This is a genomic window from Opacimonas viscosa, assembly GCF_024199005.1.
GTDB lineage: Bacteria > Pseudomonadota > Gammaproteobacteria > Enterobacterales > Alteromonadaceae > Opacimonas > Opacimonas viscosa.
This window is the reverse complement of record NZ_JANATA010000044.1, coordinates 1-2,001: the sequence shown is the minus strand read 5'-3', so window position 1 is coordinate 2,001 and position 2,001 is coordinate 1. Positions and strand designations below refer to the sequence as shown.

Below are 2,001 nucleotides of genomic sequence, written 5' to 3'. Positions count from 1 at the left end.
AACCAGTGACCCTCGCCTTGTAAGGGCGATGCTCTCCCAACTGAGCTAAGCGTCCATCTTTGTTGTCTACACCTAAGCACTGCCTAAGTGAGGGCGTATTATAGAGATTGTCGGTTTGCTGTCAACAGCAAATCCACTTAAATACGATAAAAATGGCTTAAGTGCTCAAAGGTTATTCACCTTTACTTCAATAACAAGCATCTAAAGTTCTTTATGACAAATTCTTTGGTGCTTTAATTACCATGATTTCAAGTAGAGCAGTACAGTGAAATAAATGCTTTAACACTTTTATTGGGCAAGCGTTCTGGTAAAATGCGCCCAATTATTTATTCTTAGGAACATATCATGTCAATTGTTACTCGTTTTGCTCCGAGTCCAACCGGTTATTTACACGTTGGTGGTGCTAGAACTGCTCTGTATTCGTGGTTATATGCCAAAGCCAATGGTGGCCAGTTTGTTTTACGTATTGAAGATACTGATATTGAACGTTCGACTGACGAAGCCAAACAAGCGATTTTGGAAGGCATGGAATGGTTAGGCTTGCATCATGATGTCGGTCCTATTTACCAAACAGATCGTTTTACTCGATACAAAGAACTCATTCAGCAATTATTAGATGAAGGTAAAGCTTATAAATGCTTTATGAGCGTAGCTGAATTAGACGCTATCCGTGAGGCACAAGAAAAAGCAGGGGAGAAGCCTCGTTATCCTGGTACATGGCGAGACCGTACAGACCATCCTGCAGATGCGCCATATGTTATTCGTTTTAAAAACCCTCTGGATGGTGACGTGGTTATTACCGATCACGTTCGTGGCGAAATTCGAATTAGTAATACTGAATTAGATGATTTAATCATTCAAAGAACCGATGGTACGCCAACCTACAATTTTTGTGTGGTGGTAGATGATTGGGATATGGGAATTACTCATGTTGTGCGTGGTGAAGACCATATAAATAACACCCCTCGCCAAATTAATATTTTAGAGGCTCTGGGTGCTCCTATTCCAGAATATGCTCATGTTTCTATGATCCTCGGTGATGACGGTAAAAAATTGTCAAAGCGCCACGGTGCTGTCAGTGTCATGCAATATCGCGATGAAGGATATTTACCTCAAGCCGTGTTGAATTACTTGGTTCGTCTGGGTTGGTCTCATGGCGACCAAGAAGTATTTACTGTTGATGAAATGGTTGCCCATTTTTCACTAGATAATATCAGTAAATCAGCTTCTGCATTTAATACCGAAAAACTAATTTGGTTAAATCAGCACTATATGAAATCGCTACCTGCTGAGGAAGTCGCAGATGCATTGGCATGGCACTTTACACAAGCTGATGTTAATACTAATAATGGTCCAGCATTAACCGATATTGTGGCTATTCAGGCTGACAGGGTAAAAACGCTAAAAGAAATGGCTGACATCAGTATGTATTTCTACCAAGAATATGATGATTTTGATGAGAAGGCGGCTAAAAAACATTTACGCCCAGTTGCTAGACCAGCTTTGGAGTTAGTTAAAACTAATTTATTGGCATTAAACGAGTGGACTGCTGAAAATATTCAAACAGCTATCAACCAAACCGCTGAAACTTTAGAAGTAGGTATGGGTAAAGTAGGGATGCCATTAAGGGTTGCTGCTACTGGTTCAGGTAATTCTCCGGCCTTGGATGTGACTCTGGTTTTACTCGATCAAACACAAGTCGGACAAAGAATCGACAAAGCGCTCGAATTTATAGCAAACAGAGAGAATTCTTAAAAAAAGGTTTGACTTTGTAGGGGCTGATCCATAAACTTCGCATCGCTGTCACGGAACTGATGCACGATATGGATTCAGTTCTACTGAACGGGGCCATAGCTCAGCTGGGAGAGCGCTTGCATGGCATGCAAGAGGTCGGCGGTTCGATCCCGCCTGGCTCCACCAAATGTCAGTTTGTAATCTTTTGATTACCCTAGGTTAGATACATAGTATCTGATAGAGACCTAAAAGTTTCTGTCCCCTTCG

At 41.4% G+C, this 2,001-nt stretch carries 1 protein-coding gene and 1 tRNA gene; both read left to right on the top strand.

The genetic code is table 11. The features are described from left to right. Nucleotides 1-345 precede the first annotated feature (345 nt). A complete protein-coding gene (gene gltX / locus NLF92_RS12605) occupies nt 346-1,755 on the top strand; it encodes a glutamate--tRNA ligase (RefSeq protein ID WP_254102531.1) in 1,410 nt (469 codons plus the stop codon). Nucleotides 1,756-1,844: 89 nt separating this feature from the next. Beyond that, nucleotides 1,845-1,920 (top strand) — tRNA-Ala (locus tag NLF92_RS12600). Nucleotides 1,921-2,001: the final 81 nt, after the last annotated feature.